The 16,632-nt window shown below is 72.1% G+C and carries 19 protein-coding genes; 17 read left to right on the top strand and 2 right to left on the bottom strand.

Annotated features, from left to right (window positions below; genetic code table 11):
• Positions 1 to 3: 3 nt before the first annotated feature.
• From hflX to metE, 3 genes are all read left to right on the top strand, one after another.
• Positions 4 to 1,488: a GTPase HflX gene (gene hflX / locus BLQ67_RS02225; protein ID WP_092502043.1), complete on the top strand. Its 1,485-nt coding sequence runs from the start codon at positions 4 to 6 to the stop codon at positions 1,486 to 1,488.
• Between the two features lie 78 nt (positions 1,489 to 1,566).
• On the top strand, positions 1,567 to 2,475 hold the full coding sequence (locus BLQ67_RS02220) for a methylenetetrahydrofolate reductase (RefSeq protein WP_092502041.1): 909 nt from the start codon (positions 1,567 to 1,569) through the stop codon (positions 2,473 to 2,475).
• Positions 2,472 to 4,724 carry a 5-methyltetrahydropteroyltriglutamate--homocysteine S-methyltransferase gene (gene metE, locus BLQ67_RS02215; protein WP_092502040.1) on the top strand — a complete coding sequence of 751 codons (2,253 nt, stop codon included), beginning with the start codon at positions 2,472 to 2,474 and terminating at the stop codon, positions 4,722 to 4,724. The genes BLQ67_RS02220 and metE overlap by 4 nt, the downstream gene beginning before the upstream one ends.
• A gap of 67 nt (positions 4,725 to 4,791) precedes the next feature.
• Here the strand turns inward: metE and lexA are convergent, their stop codons facing one another.
• Positions 4,792 to 5,421, bottom strand: coding sequence for a transcriptional repressor LexA (gene lexA, locus BLQ67_RS02210; protein WP_092502038.1), 630 nt, complete (start codon positions 5,419 to 5,421; stop codon positions 4,792 to 4,794).
• 263 nt (positions 5,422 to 5,684) lie between these two features.
• On the opposite strand from lexA, the gene BLQ67_RS02205 reads away from it, so the two are divergent.
• The 6 genes from BLQ67_RS02205 (at position 5,685) to BLQ67_RS02180 (ending at position 10,071) form a co-directional block, all read left to right on the top strand.
• Entirely contained in the window at positions 5,685 to 6,014 is a 330-nt protein-coding gene (locus tag BLQ67_RS02205; RefSeq protein WP_092502036.1) for a LysM peptidoglycan-binding domain-containing protein, read from the top strand.
• 130 nt (positions 6,015 to 6,144) lie between these two features.
• Entirely contained in the window at positions 6,145 to 7,233 is a 1,089-nt protein-coding gene (locus BLQ67_RS02200; RefSeq protein WP_092502034.1) for a histidinol-phosphate transaminase, read from the top strand.
• 1 nt (position 7,234) lies between these two features.
• Positions 7,235 to 7,840: an imidazoleglycerol-phosphate dehydratase HisB gene (hisB, locus tag BLQ67_RS02195; protein ID WP_092506735.1), complete on the top strand. Its 606-nt coding sequence runs from the start codon at positions 7,235 to 7,237 to the stop codon at positions 7,838 to 7,840.
• Positions 7,837 to 8,475, top strand: a complete 639-nt coding sequence (gene hisH, locus BLQ67_RS02190) for an imidazole glycerol phosphate synthase subunit HisH (protein ID WP_092502031.1) — start codon at positions 7,837 to 7,839, stop codon at positions 8,473 to 8,475. Before hisB ends, hisH begins: the two co-directional genes overlap by 4 nt.
• A gap of 37 nt (positions 8,476 to 8,512) precedes the next feature.
• On the top strand, positions 8,513 to 9,262 hold the full coding sequence (gene priA, locus BLQ67_RS02185; protein WP_092502029.1) for a bifunctional 1-(5-phosphoribosyl)-5-((5-phosphoribosylamino)methylideneamino)imidazole-4-carboxamide isomerase/phosphoribosylanthranilate isomerase PriA: 750 nt from the start codon (positions 8,513 to 8,515) through the stop codon (positions 9,260 to 9,262).
• Complete coding sequence (locus BLQ67_RS02180; RefSeq protein ID WP_092502027.1) at positions 9,259 to 10,071, top strand: SseB family protein; 813 nt, start codon at positions 9,259 to 9,261, stop codon at positions 10,069 to 10,071. The genes priA and BLQ67_RS02180 overlap by 4 nt, the downstream gene beginning before the upstream one ends.
• Positions 10,072 to 10,102: 31 nt before the next feature.
• On the opposite strand, the gene BLQ67_RS02175 is transcribed toward BLQ67_RS02180, so the two are convergent.
• Complete coding sequence (locus tag BLQ67_RS02175) at positions 10,103 to 10,438, bottom strand: DUF1844 domain-containing protein (protein WP_092502025.1); 336 nt, start codon at positions 10,436 to 10,438, stop codon at positions 10,103 to 10,105.
• A gap of 143 nt (positions 10,439 to 10,581) precedes the next feature.
• Here BLQ67_RS02175 and infC point away from each other — a divergent pair, with 143 nt between their 5' ends.
• The 8 genes from infC to BLQ67_RS02135 all read left to right on the top strand — a co-directional run bounded on the left by infC (position 10,582) and on the right by BLQ67_RS02135 (position 16,586).
• The gene (infC, locus tag BLQ67_RS02170) at positions 10,582 to 11,781 is read left to right on the top strand and encodes a translation initiation factor IF-3 (protein WP_407922478.1); all 1,200 of its coding nucleotides are present in this window, start codon (positions 10,582 to 10,584) and stop codon (positions 11,779 to 11,781) included.
• An 8-nt stretch (positions 11,782 to 11,789) separates the two neighbouring features.
• Positions 11,790 to 11,984 (top strand): 50S ribosomal protein L35, encoded by a 195-nt coding sequence (gene rpmI / locus BLQ67_RS02165; RefSeq protein ID WP_092502023.1) that lies wholly within the window; start codon positions 11,790 to 11,792, stop codon positions 11,982 to 11,984.
• A 24-nt stretch (positions 11,985 to 12,008) separates the two neighbouring features.
• Positions 12,009 to 12,395 carry a 50S ribosomal protein L20 gene (gene rplT / locus BLQ67_RS02160; RefSeq protein ID WP_092502021.1) on the top strand — a complete coding sequence of 129 codons (387 nt, stop codon included), beginning with the start codon at positions 12,009 to 12,011 and terminating at the stop codon, positions 12,393 to 12,395.
• Between the two features lie 7 nt (positions 12,396 to 12,402).
• On the top strand, positions 12,403 to 13,188 hold the full coding sequence (locus BLQ67_RS02155; protein WP_092502019.1) for a TrmH family RNA methyltransferase: 786 nt from the start codon (positions 12,403 to 12,405) through the stop codon (positions 13,186 to 13,188).
• A 110-nt stretch (positions 13,189 to 13,298) separates the two neighbouring features.
• Complete coding sequence (locus tag BLQ67_RS02150) at positions 13,299 to 14,036, top strand: amino acid ABC transporter ATP-binding protein (protein WP_092502017.1); 738 nt, start codon at positions 13,299 to 13,301, stop codon at positions 14,034 to 14,036.
• A gap of 29 nt (positions 14,037 to 14,065) precedes the next feature.
• Complete coding sequence (locus BLQ67_RS02145; protein WP_092502015.1) at positions 14,066 to 14,971, top strand: glutamate ABC transporter substrate-binding protein; 906 nt, start codon at positions 14,066 to 14,068, stop codon at positions 14,969 to 14,971.
• A gap of 56 nt (positions 14,972 to 15,027) precedes the next feature.
• The gene (locus tag BLQ67_RS02140; protein ID WP_092502013.1) at positions 15,028 to 15,675 is read left to right on the top strand and encodes an amino acid ABC transporter permease; all 648 of its coding nucleotides are present in this window, start codon (positions 15,028 to 15,030) and stop codon (positions 15,673 to 15,675) included.
• On the top strand, positions 15,672 to 16,586 hold the full coding sequence (locus BLQ67_RS02135) for an amino acid ABC transporter permease (protein ID WP_092502011.1): 915 nt from the start codon (positions 15,672 to 15,674) through the stop codon (positions 16,584 to 16,586). Before BLQ67_RS02140 ends, BLQ67_RS02135 begins: the two co-directional genes overlap by 4 nt.
• Positions 16,587 to 16,632: the final 46 nt, after the last annotated feature.

Genomic DNA, 16,632 nt, shown 5'->3' with positions numbered 1-16,632 from the left:
AGCATGGCGGACGGCACCTCGCGCGTGGACCGCATCCTCGAGTGGGCGGATCCGGGCGACGAGCGGCTGCTCGACCAGTCGGCCCAGGCGCTCGGCGCCGATGCGACCGACGGCGACTTCGACGGCGAGCAGCTCGATCGCGCCGATCGCGCGGCGCTGCGCCGCGTCGGCGGCCTGCGCACGGAGCTCGAGGACGTCACCGAGGTCGAGTACCGCCAGCTGCGCCTCGAGAACGTCGTGCTCGTGGGCGTGCACGCCGGCGGGGTCGTCGACGCCGAGAACTCGATGCGCGAGCTCGCGGCCCTCGCGGAGACCGCCGGCGCGCTCGTGCTCGACGGCGTGCTGCAGCGGCGCCCGACGCCCGACCCGGCGACGTACGTCGGCCGCGGCAAGGCGCAGGAGCTCGCCGAGCTCGTCAAGGAGACCGGCGCCGACACCGTCATCGCCGACACCGAGCTCGCACCGAGCCAGCGGCGTGCGCTCGAGGACGTCGTGAAGGTCAAGGTCATCGACCGCACCGCCGTCATCCTCGACATCTTCAGCCAGCACGCGAAGAGCCGCGAGGGCAAGGCGCAGGTCGAGCTCGCGCAGCTCGAGTACCTGCTGCCGCGCCTGCGCGGCTGGGGCGAGTCGATGTCGCGCCAGGCCGGTGGACAGGTCGGCGGCCAGGGCGCCGGCATGGGCTCGCGCGGACCCGGTGAGACGAAGATCGAGCTCGACCGTCGGCGCATCCGCAATCGCATGGCGAGGCTGCGCACGCAGATCAAGGGCTTCGCGCCCGCGCGTCAGGCGAAGCGCGCCAACCGCGACCGCTTCGAGGTGCCGTCGGTCGCGATCGCCGGCTACACGAACGCCGGCAAGTCGAGCCTGCTCAACCGCCTCACGAACGCGGGCGTGCTCGTCGAGAACGCCCTGTTCGCGACGCTGGATGCGACGGTGCGCCGCACCGAGACGCCCGACGGACGCCTCTACACGCTCGCCGACACCGTCGGCTTCGTGCGCAACCTGCCGCACCAGCTCGTCGAGGCGTTCCGCTCGACGCTCGAGGAGGTCGGCGAGTCCGACGTCATCGTGCACGTCGTCGACGCGAGCCACCCCGACCCCGCCGCGCAGCTCGCGACCGTGCGGGAGGTCATCGGCGAGACCGGTGCGCGCGACATCCCCGAGATCGTCGCGTTCAACAAGGCCGACCTCGTCTCCGACGACGACCTGCTCGTGCTGCGCGGCCTCGTGCCGACGGCGGTGTTCGTGTCGGCGCGTACGGGCATGGGCGTCGACGAGCTGCGCGAGCGCATCGCCGAGCTGCTGCCGCGGCCCACGGTCGCGATGGCGCTGCTCGTGCCGTTCGACCGCGGCGACGTCGTCTCGCGACTGCACGACCGCTTCACGGTCGAGCGCGAGACGTACGAGGCGACCGGCACGCGCGTCGACGTGCTCGTGACCGAGGATGCCGTGGACGGGCTCGAGGAGTTCCGCGTCGTCGTGTGACGCCCCGCGTCGTCGTGCGACGCCCCGCGACGCCCGCCCCTTCTGCTCGAGGGGCGGGCGTCGCTACGTTCGCCTGCGATGTCGCACTGTCTCCCGTTCTCCTTCGAGCTGTTCCCGCCGCGCGACGCGTCGGCGACGGACACGCTCGACGACTCGCTCGCGCGCCTCGTCGCCGCAGGCCCGTCGTTCGTCTCGGTGACGTACGGCGCCAGCGGCTCGACGCGCGACGGCTCCCTCGCGGTGCTGCGCCAGCTGCTCGCCGCCGACGCCCGCCCCATGGCGCACCTCACGTGCGTCGGCCTCACGGTGCGCGAGGCGAGCGTGCTCGTGCGCGACTTCCTCGACGCGGGCATCACGCGCTTCCTCGCGCTCCGCGGCGACCCGCCCGTCGACGGGGCGCCGCTCGGCGACCTCGGCTCGGCGAGCGAGCTCGTGCAGCTCATCCAGCGCGTCGAGGCCGAGCGCGCACCGTACCGCGAGATCGGTCGCGAGGGCCGCAGCGTCGTCGCCGAGCGGCCGCGCGCGGTCGAGGTGGCCGTCGCGGCCTTCCCCAACGGCCACCCCGGCTCGGGTGCGGGCTCGGCGCGCCACGACGTGGATGCGCTGCTCGCCAAGCAGGCGGCGGGCGCGACGTTGGCGATCACGCAGCTGTTCTTCGACCCGTACGACTACGAGCGGTTCGTCGACCTCGCGCGCTCGCGCGGCATCACGATCCCGATCGTGCCGGGCATCATCATCCCCGACTCCGCGCGCCGCCTCGTGCGCGCGGCCGAGCTCGCGAACGAGCGGCCGCCGGCCGCCCTGCTCGCGGCGCTCGACGGCGCCTCGCCGGAGGACGCCGAGCGCATCGGCATCGATGCGACCGTCGCGCTCGTCGACGAGCTGCGACACCTCGCACCGAGCGTCCACCTGTACACCTTCAACCGCCATCGCGCCGCGCTCGAGGTGCTGCGCGGCGTCGGCTCGATCGCTGGAGCATCCGCATGACCCTTCCCGCAGCCACGATCCTCGGCTACCCCCGCATCGGCCGCGACCGCGACCTCAAGCGCGCGCTCGAGCAGCATTGGCGCGGCGCGATCGACGATGCCGCGTTCCACGAGCGCGCGCACGAGATCCGCGTCGCCGACGCGCGCCGCCTCGTCGACCTCGGCCTCGTCGGCGACGCCGCCGTGCCCGGCGAGTGGGCGCACTACGACCACGTGCTCGACGCCGCCATCACCCTCGGCGCCGTGCCGCCGCGCCTGCGCGACGTCGTGCCCGCCGGCCCCGTGTCGCTCGCGCACGAGTGGCTGCTCGCACGCGGCGAGGGCGACGTGCCGCCGCTCGAGATGACGAAGTGGCTCGACTCGAACTACCACTACCTCGTGCCCGAGCTCGACGCCGCGTCGACGTTCGCGCTGCAGGACCGCCGCATCGTCGAGCGCTTCGCCGCCGTGCGCGACGCCGGCGTCGTCACGCGCCCCTCGATCGTCGGACCCGCGACGCTGCTGACGCTCGCGACGGGCGGCGGCGTGCGCCCCATCGAGCTCGTCGACCGCCTCGTGCCCGCCTACCGCGCCCTCGCGGAGGCGCTCGCCGAGGCCGGCGCGCCCTGGCTGCAGATCGACGAGCCCGCGCTCGTCGGCGACTGGGGCCACGTCTCGCGCGCCGAGGTCGAGGCCGCCGTGCGCGCGGGGCTCGAGGCCGTGCGCGGCACGGGGGTGCGCATCCTGCTCGCCGTGCCGAACGGCGACGCCTCGGGCCGCGTCGAGGCGCTCGCGCCGCTCGCCGACGCCGTGGCCGTGGACCTCGTGCGCGGCTCGGTGCCCGCGATCGGCGGCACGGTCGTCGCGGGCGTCGTCGGTGGCCGCAACGTGTGGCGCACCGACCTCGACGCCGCACTCGAGACGCTGCGCGGCATCGACGCGCACGTCGTGGTCGGCACGTCGACGTCGCTGCTCCACGTGCCGCACGACGTCGACCGCGAGACGACGCTCTCGGACGAGCTGCGCTCATGGCTCGCGTTCGCCGACCAGAAGGTCGCCGAGGTCGTGACGCTCGCCTCGGCGCTCTCGGGTGCCGACGAGTCGGCGGCGCTCGGCCGGGCTCGGGATGCGCTCGCCGCCCGCCGCGTCGCCCCCGGCGTCGCCGACGGCGTGGTGCGCGATCGCGTCGCCGCCGCGTCGGCGGGCGACGCCGAGCGCGTCGCCTACGACGAGCGCGTCGCGGCGCAGGCCGACATCGTGCTGCCCGCGCTGCCCACGACGACGATCGGATCCTTCCCGCAGACGGGCGACATCCGCCGCGCCCGCGCCGCCCACGCGAGGGGCGAGCTCGACGACGCCGGCTACCGCGCCGCGATGGAGGCCGAGATCCGCGACGTCGTCGCGCTGCAGGAGCGCCTGGGCCTCGACGTGCTCGTGCACGGCGAGCCCGAGCGCAACGACATGGTGCAGTACTTCGCCGAGTCGCTCGACGGCTTCGCGGCGACGGCGCACGGCTGGGTGCAGTCGTACGGCTCGCGCTGCACCCGCCCCTCGATCCTCTGGGGCGACGTCGCGCGCCCCGCGCCCATCACGGTGCCGTGGACCGCCTACGCGCAGTCGCTCACGGCCAAGCCGGTCAAGGGCATGCTCACGGGCCCCGTCACGATCCTCGCCTGGTCGTTCGTGCGCGACGACCAGCCGCTCGCCGACACCGCCGCGCAGGTCGCGTTCGCGCTGCGCGACGAGGTGACCGACCTCGAGGCGGCGGGCACGCGCATCGTGCAGGTCGACGAGCCGGCGCTGCGCGAGCTGCTGCCGCTCGAGGAGCACCGCCGCGCCGACTACCTCGACTGGTCGGTGCGCGCCTTCCGCATCGCCACGGGAGGGGCGGCGCCGGGCACGCAGGTGCACACGCACCTCTGCTACTCGGAGTTCGGCTCGATCATCGACGCGATCGACGGGCTCGACGCCGACGTCACGAGCATCGAGGCCGCGCGCAGCCGCATGGAGATCGTCGACGACATCGCCGGCCACGGCTACCCGCGCGGCATCGGGCCCGGCGTGTGGGACATCCACTCGCCGCGCGTGCCCGGCGCCGACGAGCTCGACGAGCTGCTCGCGACGGCCACGGCGGGCATCCCCGCGGGGCGGCTGTGGGTCAACCCCGACTGCGGGCTCAAGACCCGCGGCTACGCCGAGACGGAGGCGTCGCTCGAGCGCCTCGTCGCCGCGGCGGAGCGGGCGCGCGAGCGGATCGGCGCGACCGTCTGAGCGCAGGCGCATGCACGACGAGAGGCCGGCTGGGGATCCCCAGCCGGCCTCCGTCGCGTGCGCGAGGTCAGACGGACCGCAGCACCGCGACGACGCGACCCAGCACGACGGCGTCGTCGCCGAGGATGGGCTCGAAGGCGGAGTTGCGGGGGAGCAGCCACGTGTGGCCGTCGCGCTGGCGGAAGACCTTGACGGTGGCCTCCTCGTCGAGCATCGCCGCGACGATGTCGCCGTTCTCGGCGGTCTGCTGCTGCTTGACGACGACCCAGTCGCCGTCGCAGATCGCGGCGTCGATCATCGACTCGCCGACGACCTTGAGCATGAAGAGGTCGTCGCCGCCTCCGACGAGCGAGCGGGGGAGGGGGAAGACCTCCTCGACCTGCTGCTCTGCCGTGATGGGCACGCCGGCCGCGATGCGGCCGACGAGCGGCACGAACGCCGTGGCGTCGGCACCGGCGCCGTCGGCGGAGTCGTCGGACTCGACGAGCACCTCGATGGCGCGGGGACGAGCGGGGTCGCGGCGGATGGCGCCCGCGAGCTCGAGCTGGCCGAGCTGGTGCGTGACGCTCGAGAGCGACGAGAGGCCCACGGCGTCGCCGATCTCGCGGTAGCTCGGCGGGTAGCCGCGCTGCTTGACGGACTGCTGGATGCAGCGCAGGATCGCCTCCTGCTTCTCGGTGAGCTGCCGCTGTGCCATGGTCCGTCGTCCTCTCCGCGCGACCGTGTCGGTGGTCGCCGATTGACTCGTCCTCGTTCGAGAACAGCCTGTGCCTCGTTCGAAAGCGTATCCGACGGAATGTTCGAAAGGGTACGGATGTTCGAGCGTGTCGCCCAGGAATCCGGCGGAATCCGAGTCTTGACGAACGGATGATCCGAAGGTACGTTCGAATCATGGAACGCGGGTGCAGCGCTCCCGGCCGAGCGCCGCACCCGCGATCCGATCCAGACGAGGAGCACACCATGACCGCGATCGCCATCCAGGCCCCCCAGCTGCGCATCACCGCGCGTGGTCGCCGCGCGCTCGCCATCGTCGTCGCCGCACCCGTGCTGGTGCTCGCGGCGCTCGGTGCGCTGCAGGCCACCACGGCCACGGCAGGCCTCGAGGCCTCGACCGTCGTGCACGAGTCGATCGTCGTGCAGCCGGGCGAGACGCTGTGGTCGATCGCCTCGGCCGTCGCCCCCGACGCCGACCCGCGCGAGGTCATCGCCGACATCCAGAGCCTCAACGACATCGGCGGCGCGATCCAGCCCGGTCAGCAGCTGGCGATCCCGGCTGAGTACACGCGCTAGCAGCGCACCGCAGGCCGCGATCTCGGCGCCCCATCCCGTGCAGGGGATGGGGCGCCGTCGCGTTCGGGCAGCGCGCTGCGGCGCTTGCCGCCTGTCCGTCGCGGCACGTGCCCGCGCCTAGGCTGGTCGGGTGGCATCGCTCGACGACCTCCCGCTCCGCGACGACCTCGTCGGCCGCGTGCCCTACGGGGCGCCGCAGCTCGACGTGCCCGTGCGGCTCAACGTCAACGAGAACGCGTTCCCCATCGCCGACGTCGTGATCGCCGACGTCGTGGCGTCGGTGCGCGAGGCGATCGCAGGCGTGCATCGCTACCCGGACCGGGAGTTCACCGAGCTGCGCGAGGCGTTCGCCGGCTACCTGGGCCACGGCCTGACGGCCGAGTCCATCTGGGCGGCGAACGGCTCGAACGAGGTGCTGCAGCACGTGCTGCAGGCGTTCGGCGGCCCCGGCCGCTCGCTGCTGTCGTTCGCGCCGACCTACTCGATGTACCCGCTGCTGGCGCAGGGCGTGGGCGCGACGTACGTCGCCGAGCCGCGCGCCGACGACTTCACGCTCGACGCCGCGACGGTCGTCGCCGCGATCGAGCGGCACGACCCCGACATCGTGTTCCTCTGCGCGCCCAACAACCCCACGGGCACGGCGCTGTCGCTCGACGTCATCGAGGCGGCGTGCGAGGCCGCGCGCGGCATGGTGCTCGTCGACGAGGCCTACGCGGAGTTCGCGCACGACCGCGCGCAGACCGCGCTCGCGCTGCTGCCGCGCTTCGAGCGCCTCATCGTGTCCCGCACGATGAGCAAGGCGTTCGCGTACGCGGGCGTGCGCGTGGGCTACCTGGCCGCCGACCCGGCGGTCGTCGACGCGCTGCGCCTCGTGCGCCTGCCGTACCACCTGTCGGCGCTGACGCAGGCGGCTGCCCTCGCGGCGCTGCGTCACGCCCCGACGATGCTCGCCCGCGTCGACGAGCTGCGCGTGCAGCGCGACCGCATCGTCGCCGAGCTCGCCGCGATGGGCTTCGAGCCGTACGCGTCGGATGCGAACTTCGTGCTGTTCGGCGGGCTCGCCGACCCGCACGCCGCGTTCGACGGGATGCTCGCCGACGGCGTGCTCATCCGCGACGTCGGCATCCCGCACACGCTGCGCGTCACGGCGGGCACGCCCGCCGAGACCGACGCGTTCCTGGCCTCCGTGGCGCGCTTCGCGCCCTCCGCACGACCGTAGGATCGAGACCATGCGCACTGCACGCATCGTTCGCACGACGAGCGAGTCATCCATCGAGCTCGAGCTGGACCTCGACGGCACCGGCGCGAGCGAGATCTCGACGACCGTGCCGTTCTACGACCACATGCTCACGGCGCTGTCGAAGCACTCGCTCATCGACCTCAAGGTCGTGGCGACGGGCGACACCGACATCGACGCGCACCACACGGTCGAGGACACCGCGATCGCCTTCGGCCTCGCGCTCGGCGAGGCCCTCGGCGACAAGGCCGGCATCCGCCGCTACGGCGACGCGACCGTGCCGCTCGACGAGGCGCTCGCGCGCGCCGTCGTCGACCTGTCCGGCCGCCCGTTCCTCGTGCACTCCGGCGAGCCCGCCGGCTTCGAGCTGCACCGCATCGGCGGCCACTTCACCGGTTCGCTCGTGCGCCACGTGCTCGAGGCCATCGCCTTCAACGCCCGCATCACGATGCACGTCGAGGTGCTCGGCGGCCGCGACCCCCACCACGTCGCCGAGGCCGAGTTCAAGGCGCTCGCCCGCGCGCTGCGCGTCGCGGTCGAGCCCGACCCGCGCGTCACGGGCATCCCCTCCACCAAGGGGGCGCTCTGACCCCCACCGTCGCGCTGCTCGACTACGGCATGGGCAACGTGCACTCCGCCGCCAAGGCCCTCGAGGCCGCAGGTGCGCGGGTGACGCTCACCGCCGACCGCGCGACGATCATGGAGGCCGACGGCCTCGTCGTGCCCGGCGTCGGCTCGATCGCCTCGTGCATGGCGGGCATCGACGCCGTGCGCGGCGGCGAGCTCATCGGCCGCCGCCTTGCGGGCGGTCGGCCGGTGCTCGGCATCTGCGTGGGCATGCAGGTGCTCTTCGAGCGCGGCCTCGAGGGCGCGGAGGAGACCGCGGCGCTCGCCGAGTGGCCCGGCACGGTGCGCCGGCTCGAGGCCGACGTGCTGCCGCACATGGGGTGGAACACCGTCGAGGCGGGCGAGGGGTCGAGGCTCTTCGCCGGCGTCGAGCACGAGCGGTTCTACTTCGTGCACTCCTACGCCGCGACCGAGTGGCTCATCGATCCCCACCCGCGCATCCAGCGCCCCATCACCACCTGGGCCGAGCACGGCGAGCGATTCCTCGCCGCCGTCGAGAACGGCCCCCTCTGCGCGACGCAGTTCCACCCCGAGAAGTCGGGGGAGGCGGGCGCCCGCCTGCTGACGAACTGGGTCGGCACGCTGCGCAGCGAGTAGCATCCTCGATCGTCGCACCGACACACGAAAGCGAGCCATGACCGACTTCTCCCAGGCACCCCACCTGACGCTGCTCCCCGCCGTCGACGTCGCGGGCGGCAAGGCCGTGCGCCTCACGCAGGGGAAGGCCGGCACGGAGCAGTCGTTCGGCAGCCCCGTCGACGCCGCCCTCGACTGGACGCGCCAGGGCGCCGAGTGGATCCACCTCGTCGACCTCGACGCCGCCTTCGGTCGCGGCGAGAACCGCGGTGCGATCAAGAAGGTCATCAAGGCCGTGAAGGGCGACGCGCAGATCGAGCTGTCGGGTGGCATCCGCGACGACCGCTCGCTCGAGGCGGCGCTCGAGACGGGTGCGAAGCGCATCAACCTCGGCACGGCGGCGCTCGAGAACCCCGAGTGGACGGCGCACGTCATCGCCGAGTACGGCGACCAGATCGCCGTCGGGCTCGACGTGCGCGGCACGACGCTCGCGGCGCGCGGCTGGACGCAGGACTCGGGTGACCTCTGGGAGGTGCTCGACCGCCTCGAGGAGGCCGGCTGCAGCCGCTACGTCGTGACGGACGTCACGAAGGACGGCATGCTCAACGGCCCGAACGTCGAGCTGCTGCAGCAGATCGCCGAGCGCACCGACCGGCCCATCGTCGCCTCGGGCGGCGTCTCGAGCCTCGACGACATCGCCGCGCTGCGCGAGCTCGTGCCGATCGGCGTCGAGGGCGCCATCGTGGGCAAGGCGCTCTACGCGGGCAACTTCACCCTCGCCGCGGCGCTCGACGTCGCCGGGAAGTGACGAGCACGGGCGACTCCGCCGGGCGGCCGTGGGTCGGCCGCACGTTCCAGCATCACGACACGGCGTACGCCGACGACGACGGCAGCGCGCCGCCCGCGTTCCTCGCGGCCGCGGCGGCCGTGCGCGACGGCTCGGCGAGCGTCGCCGGCGTCGTCGAGGCGCTGCGCGAGTCTCGACTGCTCGTGCCGCTCGTCGCCGAGGCCGGCGACACCGAGACGGTCGACGGTCGCACGGTCGACAAGAGCCAGGAGCTGTCGATCGTGGCGGTCGCGGGGCCGGATGGCGCGCCCATCCTGCCGATGACGTCGAGCGCCGACGCCATGCGCGCGTGGCGCCCCGACGCCCGCCCGGTGCCGGCGTCGATCGAGCGGTGCGCGGCTGCGGCGCTCGAGGATGCGGGTCGCATCGTGATCGACCCGGGCTCGCCGACGCAGGTCGTGCTGCGCCGCAGCGCGCTCGTGGCGCTGCTCACGGGGGATCCGTGGATGCCGCCGCACGAGCATCCGGTCGTGCAGGCCGAGATCGTGGGTCCGCTGCTGCGGGTCGACGGCATCGAGGCCGTGGCGCTCGCCGACGCGGACCCGGCGGCGAGCCTCGCCGGCCGCGAGCTCGAGGTGCGCGCTGTCGCGTCGCCCGGCGTCGACCGGCAGACGGTGCAGGCGGCGTTCGAGCGCACGGTCGCCGCGATCGGCGCCCGCCGCGCATCGTGGCAGGACGCCGTGACCGACGTCGCGATCGAGGTCGTCTGGCTCACGCAGCCCACGCGGATCGCGTCGGGCGAGCACGTCGCCGTCTACCGCGCGCGCTGACGGCGGTGCGGGCCGCCGAGGCGGCCGTGGCTCAGACGACCGAGCCGGTGAACTTCTCGCCTGGACCCTTGCCGGGTGCGTCGGGGATCGTCGACGCCTCGCGGAACGCGAGCTGCACCGAGCGCAGGCCGTCGCGCAGGGGAGCCGCGTGCACGCTGCCCACCTCGGGTGCCGCGGCCGTCACGAGTCCCGCGAGGGCGTTGATGAGCTTGCGCGCCTCGTCGAGGTCGACCTCGGTCTCGGCATCGGGGCCGTCGCCGAGCCCGAGCTTCACCGCAGCCGCGCTCAGGAGGTGGATGGCCACCGTGTTGATGAGCTCGACCGCGGGCACCTCTGCGATGTCGCGGGTCAGGTCGTCGTCCTGCACCGATCGTCCCCTTCAGACTGCTGGCCCGCGATCGCGGGCCTCTGCTATGCTGGCGGTTGGTCTGGGCTCGCCCAGGCTCATGGAAGTGGAGTCTCTCCCACCCGCAGCCGCATGTCAGGCTACCGGGTCATGGCGCCCCGCCGGTGACGGCCGCGGGTGCCGAGCCGGAACGTTCACGCGTTCCGAAGGCTCCTCGTCCGTGCCATCGAGTTCGACTGCACCAGGAGCATCACATCAGCGATCCCCGTACCAACGAGCGCATCCGCGTCCCCGAAGTCCGACTCGTCGGCCCCGGTGGGGAGCAGGTGGGCATCGTGAGCGTCGACGCCGCGCTGCGTCTCGCCCGCGAGGCGGACCTCGATCTCGTCGAGGTCGCCCCTGAGGCGCGCCCGCCCGTCGCGAAGATCATGGACTTCGGCAAGTTCAAGTACGAGCAGGCGCAGAAGGCCAAGGAGGCCCGACGCAACCAGGCGAACACGGTCCTCAAGGAGGTCCGGTTCCGTCTGAAGATCGACGAGCACGACTACGAGACGAAGCGCAAGCGCGCCGAGGGCTTCCTGCAGGACGGCGACAAGGTCAAGGCCATGATCCTGTTCCGCGGTCGCGAGCAGTCGCGTCCCGAGATGGGCGTGCGCCTGCTGCAGCGCTTCGCGGAGGACATCGCCGAGTGGGGCGTCGTCGAGAACCGTCCGACGCAGGACGGCCGCAACATGACGATGGTCGTGGGTCCGCTGCGCTCGAAGAGCGACGCGAAGGCCGAGCAGAACGCCGCGCGCCAGCAGGTGCGTCAGGCCGAGCAGGAGAAGCGTCGCGCCGCCGCCGAGGAGCAGGCTGCGCACCAGGCCGAGATCGAGGCGTCGCGCCCGGCGCGCGTCGTCGAGCCCGTGCGCGAGACGCGTGCGGCTCGCCTGGCGAACCAGCAGGCCTCGCAGCGTCCGTCGCGTGGCGGTCGTGACCGCGACCGAGACGACCGTCCGCCGCGTCGCGACCGCGACGACCGCGAGCGCTCCGACTCGAGGGAGCCCCGCGAGCCGCGCGGCGACTCGCGTCCGCCGCGTCAGGGCTCGGGCTCGAGCTCGAGCGCGCCGCAGGTGCCCGCCGCCCGTCCGGGCGCAGCCGCATCCGCTGCTGCCCGCATGCTCGGCGCGAAGCCCGCATCGGCCCCGTCCGCAGCTCCGGCGAAGCCGGCTGCCGACGCCCCCGCTGCCGACAAGGCAGCGCCCAAGAAGCCCGCCGCGTCTCCTGCGAAGCCCGCAGGTCCCGCGGCCAAGCCGGCAGCACCCGCTGCCGCCAAGCCCGCGGCCAAGCCGGCATCCCCTGCCGCCAAGCCCGCATCGAAGTAGGAGCATCCATGCCCAAGCAGAAGACGCACTCCGGTGCGAAGAAGCGCTTCAAGGTCACCGGCAGCGGCAAGATCCGCAAGCAGCAGGCCGGCATGCGCCACAACCTCGAGGTGAAGTCGTCGGTCCAGACGCGCCGCCTCAACAAGGACAAGGTCCTGGCGCCCGCGGACGCCAAGGTCATCAAGAAGCTGCTCGGTCGCTGAGCGTAGGAACGTAGGAGAACAGCAATGGCACGTGTCAAGCGGGCAGTCAACGCCCACAAGAAGCGTCGGGTCATCCTCGAGCGCGCAGAGGGATACCGCGGTCAGCGGTCGCGCCTCTACCGCAAGGCGAAGGAGCAGGTCACCCACTCCCTCGTCTACGCATACCGCGACCGTCGCGCCAAGAAGGGCGAGTTCCGTCGCCTGTGGATCCAGCGCATCAACGCCGCATCGCGTCAGAACGGCCTCACCTACAACCGCCTCATCCAGGGTCTGAACCTGGCCGGCGTCGAGGTCGACCGTCGCATCCTCGCCGACCTCGCGGTCAACGAGCCCGCGACGTTCGCGTCGCTCGTCGAGACGGCGAAGGCGGCACTGCCCGCCGACACGTCGGCCGCCAAGAGCGCCGAGTAGTCACCTCTTGATCGAGTCTCCGCGCCACGAGCGAGTGCGTGCGGCAGCGAGACTCCAGCAGCGAGCAGCCCGGTCCGAGACCGGGCTGTTCCTGTTGGAGGGCCCGAACGCGCTGCGCGAGGCGATCGCGGCGGATGCCGTGGTCGAGGCGTTCGCGACCCAGCCGTTCGTCGACCGCCATCCGGACCTCGCCGCCGCCCTCGGCGACGCGCTCGAGCTCGTGGGGGAGCGGGCGCTCGCCGCGATGAGCGACACCGTGCGCCCGCAGGGCGTCGTCGCGATGTGCAGGCAGCAGCCGACGTCGCTCGACGCCGCCCTCGAGGGGGCGTCGCTCGTCGTGATCCTCCACGAGGTGCAGGATCCCGGCAACCTCGGCACGATCCTGCGCGTCGCCGACGCGGCGGGCGCGGACGCGGTCGTGGTCACGCGCTCGAGCGTCGACCCGTACAACCCGAAGGTCGTGCGCGCGACGACCGGATCGATCCTGCACATCCGCCACTCGGTGGGTGCGAGCACCGAGGATGCCGTGCTCGCCGCACGCCAGGCGGGCCTGCAGGTGCTCGCCGCCGACGTGTCGGGGGACGAGCTCACGGCGCCGTCGGTGCGCGAGCGGCTCGCGCGCCCGACGGCGTGGCTCTTCGGCAACGAGGCGCGCGGGCTCGACGACGCGACGCTCGCGCTGGCCGACCTGCCGGTGCGCGTGCCCATCTACGGCCGCGCCGAGTCGCTCAACCTGGCGACCGCAGCATCGGTGTGCCTCTACCAGTCGGCGATCGCGCGCGCCGACGCCTGATGGCCCTGGTGATGGCGACGGTCGAGGTACCTCGATCGTCGCCATAACCATTCGGTCTCGATAGCCGTGACGAAACATCGCCGTCACATGGCGTGCGCTTGACTGTTCCCATGCAGCCTCTGGTCGAGATCGAGCGTGTCGAGAAGCACTACGGCGACTTCCACGCGCTCAAGGACATCAACCTCACGGTCGACAAGGGCCAGGTCGTCGTCGTCATCGGCCCGTCGGGCTCGGGCAAGTCGACCCTGTGCCGCACGATCAACCGCCTCGAGACGATCACGTCGGGGTCGATCAAGATCGACGGCAAGGAGCTGCCCAAGGAGGGCAAGGCCCTCGCGACGCTGCGCGCCGACGTCGGCATGGTCTTCCAGTCGTTCAACCTCTTCGCGCACATGACGATCCTCGAGAACGTCACGCTCGGCCCGATCAAGGTGCGCAAGATCTCGCGCAAGCAGGCCGAGGAGGAGGCGATGGCGCTGCTCGACCGCGTCGGCGTCGCCCATCAGGCTGCGAAGTACCCCGCGCAGCTCTCGGGCGGTCAGCAGCAGCGCGTCGCGATCGCGCGCGCCCTCGCGATGAAGCCCAAGGTCATGCTCTTCGACGAGCCGACCTCGGCGCTCGACCCCGAGATGATCAACGAGGTCCTCGACGTCATGATCGGCCTCGCGAAGGACGGCATGACGATGGTCGTCGTCACCCACGAGATGGGCTTCGCCCGCAAGGCGGCCGACCGCGTCGTCTTCATGGCCGACGGCGAGGTGCTCGAGGACCGCACCCCCGAGGAGTTCTTCACGAACCCGGAGACGGATCGTGCGAAGGACTTCCTCTCGAAGCTCATCACCCACTGACCCCGCACCACGACACGAAGGAGAAGAGCATGAAGCTCTCCAGCCTCTCGAAGATCGGCGTCGTCGGCGCCGCAGCGTTGCTCGCGCTGACCGCCTGCAACTCCGGCGCCCCGACCGCCGACCCCGACGCCGAGCCCGGCGCCGAGGGCTCGTCGACGCCCTGGGAGGTCGCGACCGACGTCGACCTGACCGGCTCGCCGACGTACGACGCCATGATGGAGGACGGCGTCATCACGATCGGCGTCAAGGAGGACCAGCCCGGTCTCGGCTACCTCGACGCCGTCACGGGTGAGCGCACCGGCTTCGACGTCGACATCGCCCGCTGGATCGCAGCCTCGCTCGGCTTCGACGAGGAGGACATCGAGTTCGTGGCCATCCCGTCGGCGAACCGCGAGCAGGCGCTCGTGAACGGCGACATCGACATCTACGTGGGCACCTACTCGATCACCGACGCGCGCAAGCAGCAGATCGACTTCGCCGGCCCGTACTTCATCACCGGCCAGGGCATCCTCGTCGGCGCCGACTCGGACATCGCGAGCGAGGCCGACCTGTCGGCCGACACGACGGTCTGCTCGGCGACGGGCTCGACGCCGATCCAGAACATCCGCGACAACTACCCCGAGGTCCCCGTCCAGGAGTTCGACACGTACTCGCAGTGCGTCGACGCCCTCCGCAACGGCACGGTCGACGCCGTGACGACCGACCAGGCCATCCTGCTCGGCTACGCCGCGCTGTACTCGGACGAGATCCAGGTCGTCGGCGAGCCCTTCACGGAGGAGCGCTACGGCGTGGGCCTGCCGCTTGGCGACGACGCCCTCCGCACGTGGATCAACGACCTCTTCGAGGACGGCGGCGACACCTGGACCGCGATCTACGACAACAACCTGGGCGCGACCGGCATCGAGGTCGAGCAGCCCGAGGTCGACCGCTACTGATCCATCGCAGCGTGGGCGGGCGCGAGCTGCCCGCCCACGCGTGAGAGAGGCGACGCATGGGCATCATCACCGACAACCTCGACCTGTGGGGCGAGGCGCTCCTCGGGACGATCTGGCTGTTCCTAGGTGGTGGTGCCCTTGCGCTCGTCCTCGGCTTCATCGTGGGGGCCATGCGCGTCTCGCCCGTGCCCATCGCACGCGGCATCGGCGCCCTCTACGTCAACACCATTCGGAACACGCCCCTCACGCTCGTGTTCTTCGCCTTCGCGCTCGCCTTCCCGGCGCTGCGCATCGTGCGCCTCGACTTCCTGACGCTCGGCATCCTCGCGATCGGCATCTACACGGCGACGTACGTCGCCGAGACGATCCGCGCCGGCATCAACACCGTGCCCGTCGGCCAGGCCGAGGCAGCGCGCGCCCTCGGCCTCACGTTCGGCCAGGTCATGGGCAGCGTCGTGCTGCCGCAGGCCGGTCGCAGCGTCATCCCGCCGATGATGAACGTCCTCATCGCACTGCTGAAGAACACGACCGTCGCCGCCGGCTTCTCGGTCGTGAACCTCGGCCTCGTGCGCGCCTACCTCTCCGAGCGCGGCGAGAACGCCCTCGGGGTCATGCTCTGGGTCGCCGTGCTGTTCGTCCTGATGGTCCTGGTCCTCACGTGGATCCAGAACCGACTCGAGCGTCGTTGGAAGGTCGCACGATGAGCTCCGTCCTCTACGACGTCCCCGGCCCCCGCGCGATCGCGCGCAACCGCATCCTCGCGGTCGTCACGATCGCCATCGTCGGCGCCTTCGTCGGCTTCATCCTCTGGCGCATGGCCGTCACCGGCCAGTTCTCGTACGACAAGTGGTACATCTTCACGTACTCGACCGTGTGGCAGCGCGTCATCGACGGCCTCGTGCAGACCCTCGCCGCGTTCGTCGCGGCCGCGATCGGCTCGCTGATCCTCGGCTTCATCCTCGCGGTCGGCAAGCTCTCGGACCACGCGGTCATCCGCGTGCCCGTCACGGTCGTCGTCGAGGTCATGCGCGCGATCCCCGTGCTGATCTTCATGATGCTGCTCTACTACGGCATGCCCACGATCGGCATCCGCATGGAGCCGTACTTCGCCGTCGTCATCGCGCTCATCGCCTACAACGGCTCCGTGCTCGCCGAGGTCATCCGCGCCGGCGTCGAGTCGCTGCCCAACGGGCAGAAGGAGGCGGGCTACGCGATCGGCCTGCGCAAGACGGGCGTGCTGCGCCTCATCCTGATGCCGCAGGCGATCCGCGCGATGCTGCCCGTGATCATCGCCCAGCTCGTCGTGACCCTGAAGGACACGGCGCTCGGCTCGATCATCACGTACCAGGAGCTCCTCTACGTCGCGAAGCTGCTCGGCACGCAGGCCACCTATGGCAGCCCGATCATCCAGTCGGCGATCGTCATCGCCGTCGTCTACATCGCGATGTGCCTCCTGCTCTCGTGGGTCGCGACGATCGTCGAGCGCCGCATCAGCAAGGGCCCGAAGGCTGGTGCCGCCCCGAAGCGCGGCAAGATGGTCGGCGGCGAGACCTCGACCACGAAGCTCATCGCCATCCAGGTCGGGACGGACTCGGAGACCGGTCGCGCCACGTGATCGACGGCGGCGCGCCCACGGGCGCGCCGCCGATACGATGGACGAC

Origin of the sequence: Agrococcus jejuensis (genome assembly GCF_900099705.1) — a bacterium.
GTDB lineage: Bacteria > Actinomycetota > Actinomycetes > Actinomycetales > Microbacteriaceae > Agrococcus > Agrococcus jejuensis.
Note: the sequence above shows the minus strand (reverse complement) of the source record. Positions and strands in the feature narration are given on the sequence as shown.

Coding starts and splice junctions, on each gene's coding strand:
- hflX (WP_092502043.1), top strand. CDS start 4: ATGGCGGACGGCACCTCGCGCGTGGACCGCATCCTCGAGTGGGCGGAT.
- BLQ67_RS02220 (WP_092502041.1), top strand. CDS start 1,567: ATGTCGCACTGTCTCCCGTTCTCCTTCGAGCTGTTCCCGCCGCGCGAC.
- metE (WP_092502040.1), top strand. CDS start 2,472: ATGACCCTTCCCGCAGCCACGATCCTCGGCTACCCCCGCATCGGCCGC.
- lexA (WP_092502038.1), bottom strand. CDS start 5,421: ATGGCACAGCGGCAGCTCACCGAGAAGCAGGAGGCGATCCTGCGCTGC.
- BLQ67_RS02205 (WP_092502036.1), top strand. CDS start 5,685: ATGACCGCGATCGCCATCCAGGCCCCCCAGCTGCGCATCACCGCGCGT.
- priA (WP_092502029.1), top strand. CDS start 8,513: ATGACCGACTTCTCCCAGGCACCCCACCTGACGCTGCTCCCCGCCGTC.
- rpmI (WP_092502023.1), top strand. CDS start 11,790: ATGCCCAAGCAGAAGACGCACTCCGGTGCGAAGAAGCGCTTCAAGGTC.
- rplT (WP_092502021.1), top strand. CDS start 12,009: ATGGCACGTGTCAAGCGGGCAGTCAACGCCCACAAGAAGCGTCGGGTC.
- BLQ67_RS02150 (WP_092502017.1), top strand. CDS start 13,299: ATGCAGCCTCTGGTCGAGATCGAGCGTGTCGAGAAGCACTACGGCGAC.
- BLQ67_RS02145 (WP_092502015.1), top strand. CDS start 14,066: ATGAAGCTCTCCAGCCTCTCGAAGATCGGCGTCGTCGGCGCCGCAGCG.
- BLQ67_RS02140 (WP_092502013.1), top strand. CDS start 15,028: ATGGGCATCATCACCGACAACCTCGACCTGTGGGGCGAGGCGCTCCTC.
- BLQ67_RS02135 (WP_092502011.1), top strand. CDS start 15,672: ATGAGCTCCGTCCTCTACGACGTCCCCGGCCCCCGCGCGATCGCGCGC.